Below are 3,357 nucleotides of genomic sequence, written 5' to 3' on the forward strand. Positions count from 1 at the left end.
GCCCGCGCCCTGGTCGGCGCGGACCACCGCTGGACCCTCGCCGTCTCCGCCCTGCTCGGGCCCGCGTTGCTGCTCGGCGCCGACGTCGTCGGCCGGCTCGTCGCCCCGCCCGGCGAGATACCGGCCGGGATCATCACCGCCCTGCTCGGCGCGCCGCTGCTGGCCGTGCTGGTCCGCCGCGCCCGGGTGGTGACCGCGTGACGACCACCCAGCGCCCGGTCCCCGGCCCGGCCGGCCCCGCCGCCTCGGCCGGTGGCGGCTCCGCACGGCTGCCGGGGCGGTCACTGCTGCGGGTCGGCCCGGTCAGCCTGCAGATCCGCCGCCGGGCGGTGCTGGTCGCCGCCGCGCTGACCGTGCTGCTCCTGCTCGCGATGCTGCTCAGCCTGTCCCTGGGCACCCCGTACGTCGCCCCGGCCGACGTGCTGCGCGCGCTCTCCGGCGCTGGCACCCCGTACGACCTCGTTGTCCTTGATCTGCGGTTGCCCCGGATCGTGCTGGCTGCGGTGGCCGGGGCGGCCTTCGGCGTGGCCGGCACGCTGATCCAGAGCGTGGCGCGCAACCCGCTCGCGAGCCCGGACGTCATCGGCATCACCCAGGGCGCCGGCCTCGCCGCGACCGTGGCGCTGACCAGCGGTGCGGCGGCGGTGCTGGTGGCGCCGAGCGCGCTGGTCGGCGGCCTGCTGGCGGCGGTGCTGCTGTTCGCCCTCGGCGCCCGGCACGGACTGGCCGCGCAGCGGTTCGTCCTCGCCGGCGTGGCGGTCGCGTTCGCCTTCCGGGCGCTCACCGAGGTGGTCATGCTCACCGCCGACCCGATCGACGGCCTGCGGGCGCAGATCTGGCTGATCGGCACCCTCGCCGGCAAGGGCTGGACCGAGGCCGGCTGGATCGCCGGCACCCTGCTGGTGCTGCTGCCGGTGCTGGCCTGGGCCGGCTGGGCCCTGAACAGCACCGCCCTGGACGACGACACCGCGCGCGGCGTCGGGCTGCGTCCGGTGGCCCGCCGGATCGGGCTCGCCGGCACCGGCGTGCTCGTCGCCGCCATGGTCACCGCCCAGGTCGGCGCCGTCGACTTCGTGGCGCTCGTCGCACCTCAACTGGCCCGCCGGCTGGTCCGCGCCGAACGGCCCCCGCTGGTCTGCGCCGCGCTGCTCGGCGCGCTGCTGCTGGTGCTGGCCGACCTGGCCGGTCGGCGGCTGTTCGCACCCACCCAACTGCCGGCCGGTGTGCTGACCGCCGCGATCGGCGGCCCGTACCTGATCTTCCTGTTGCTTCGTGGACGGCGGCCGTCGTCGTGACGCCCTCAAGGAGTCGTGTGATGCTCTCCACCCGCGACCTGGTCGTCGGCTACGACGAGAGGACCGTGCTCGACGGGCTCACCCTGGACCTGCCGACCGACGCGTTCACCGTCATCGTCGGCCCCAACGCCTGCGGCAAGTCCACCCTGCTGCGCACGATGGCCCGGCTGCTCACCCCGCGACGCGGCACGGTCCTGCTGGACGGCGCCGCCATCCGTGACCTGCCCACCCGCGACGTGGCCCGTCGGCTCGGCGTCCTGCCGCAGAGCCCGCTGGTGCCCGAGGGCGTCACCGTGGCCGACCTGGTCGGGCGCGGCCGACAGCCGTACCAGCGGTGGTGGCGGCAGTGGTCGTCGTCCGACGGCGCGGCGGTGGACGAGGCGATGACCATGGCGGACGTGGCCGACCTGGCCGACCGGCCGGTGGACAGCCTCTCCGGCGGCCAGCGGCAACGCGTGTGGATCGCCATGACCCTGGCCCAGGACACCGACGCCCTGCTGCTGGACGAACCGACCACCTTCCTCGACCTGGCCCACCAGGTGGAGGTGCTGGACCTGCTGCACCGGCTACGCGTCGAGCGCGGCCGCACCGTGGTCGCCGTGCTGCACGACCTCAACCAGGCCGCCCGCTACGCCGACCACCTGATCGCGATGCGCGCCGGCGCGGTGGTGGCCGCCGGGCCGCCCCGGGAGATCCTCACCGCGGACCTGGTCCGGGACGTCTTCGGGCTGGCCTGCGTCGTCGTCCCCTGCCCGGTGACCGGTGCGCCGCTCGTGGTGCCCGCGCACACCGGCGGCCCCGCCGCCCGGCCGTCGGGCCCTGGTGCCCCGTCCGCTGACGCGGGCGACTCGGTTGCCGCGTCCGCTGACGCGGGCGACTCGGTTGCCGCGTCCGCTGACGCGGGCGACCCCGATTCGTCGACGGCGTCCGTCCCGGACGCCCGACCCGCCACCGGCGACGCGGCGACCCCGCTCGCTGGCACGTACCCCTCGAAAGGACTCTGATGCGTCGTCTCGTCGCCGCTCTCGCCGCGGCCGTCGCCCTCGGGGCCGGCCTCACCGCCTGCGGTGAGAGCGACCCGGTCGCCGGTTCCGCCACCGGGGAGACCCGGGAGATCACCCACGCCATGGGCACCACCAAGGTCCCGGCCGACCCCAAGCGCGTCGTCGTGCTCGACACCGACAAGATCGACACGGCGCTCTCGCTGGGCATCACCCCCGTCGGCGCGGCCACCGCCGGTGAGGCGAAGAGCTGGCCGACGTACTTCGGCGCGGACAAGCTCGCCGGCATCAAGGAGGTCGGGGTGCTCACCGAGCCCGACCTGGAGGCGATCAACGCACTCAAGCCGGACCTCATCCTCGGCAGCAAGTTCCGCCAGGAGAAGTTCTACGACGAGCTGGCCGCCATCGCGCCCACCGTGTTCACCGACAAGGTGGGCATCACCTGGAAGGACAACTTCCTCCTCGACGGCAAGGCGCTCGGCCGCGAGCAGCAGGCCAAGGACCTGCTCGGCGCGTACGAGAAGCGGGCCAAGGACTTCGGCGCCACCCTCGGCGACCCCGCCGCGCGCAAGGTGTCGATCGTGCGGTTCATCCCGGGCAACATCCGGGTGTACGGCCCGGACTCCTTCTCCGGCATCGTCATCGGCGACACCGGCCTCGGCCGCCCCGAGCGGCAGTTGCTCGCCAACAAGGAGGACAAGCGCTTCGACCTGGTCAGCCCCGAGCGGATCAACGAGGTCGACGGCGACGTCATCTTCGTGACCGCGTACGGCGACAAGGCCGCTGCCGAGCAGGCCAAGGTGGCCGGCGGCACTCTCTGGAAGGGCCTCGGCGCGGTCAAGGCCGGCAAGGCGTACCCGGTCTCCGACGAGGTCTGGATGACCGGCATTGGCGTCGGCGCGGCCAACAAGATCCTCGACGACCTGGCCAAGTACCTCCCCGCCGCCTGACAAAGCCCCCCGACGCGGGTGCCCACGCAATCGCGGTCCCAAGATCCGCGCAGTTTCGGGGAAACTGCTGCCTCACCAGATCGCGAGGCAGCAGGATCCCTGAATTTGCGC

Annotated in this window: 4 protein-coding genes; all 4 read left to right on the forward strand. The window is 74.1% G+C overall.

The window, feature by feature from the left end; genetic code table 11:
• Positions 1-201 (forward strand): iron chelate uptake ABC transporter family permease subunit (locus AB0J68_RS29625; RefSeq protein ID WP_363941876.1); only part of this gene is annotated, 201 nt, incomplete at its 5' end.
• Positions 198-1,295 (forward strand): iron ABC transporter permease, encoded by a 1,098-nt coding sequence (locus AB0J68_RS29630; RefSeq protein ID WP_355065571.1) that lies wholly within the window; start codon positions 198-200, stop codon positions 1,293-1,295. The genes AB0J68_RS29625 and AB0J68_RS29630, both read left to right, overlap by 4 nt.
• Positions 1,296-1,315: 20 nt before the next feature.
• Entirely contained in the window at positions 1,316-2,299 is a 984-nt protein-coding gene (locus AB0J68_RS29635; protein WP_363941880.1) for an ABC transporter ATP-binding protein, read from the forward strand.
• Positions 2,299-3,246 (forward strand): iron-siderophore ABC transporter substrate-binding protein, encoded by a 948-nt coding sequence (locus AB0J68_RS29640; protein WP_355065575.1) that lies wholly within the window; start codon positions 2,299-2,301, stop codon positions 3,244-3,246. The genes AB0J68_RS29635 and AB0J68_RS29640 overlap by 1 nt, the downstream gene beginning before the upstream one ends.
• Positions 3,247-3,357 lie beyond the last annotated feature (111 nt).

Origin of the sequence: Micromonospora sp. NPDC049580, assembly GCF_040675595.1 — a bacterium.
Classification (GTDB): Bacteria; Actinomycetota; Actinomycetes; order Mycobacteriales; family Micromonosporaceae; genus Micromonospora.

What these genes read in the sequence shown, in the direction of transcription:
- AB0J68_RS29640 (WP_355065575.1), top strand. Translation starts at nt 2,299, where the DNA reads ATGCGTCGTCTCGTCGCCGCTCTCGCCGCGGCCGTCGCCCTCGGGGCC.
- AB0J68_RS29635 (WP_363941880.1), top strand. Translation starts at nt 1,316, where the DNA reads ATGCTCTCCACCCGCGACCTGGTCGTCGGCTACGACGAGAGGACCGTG.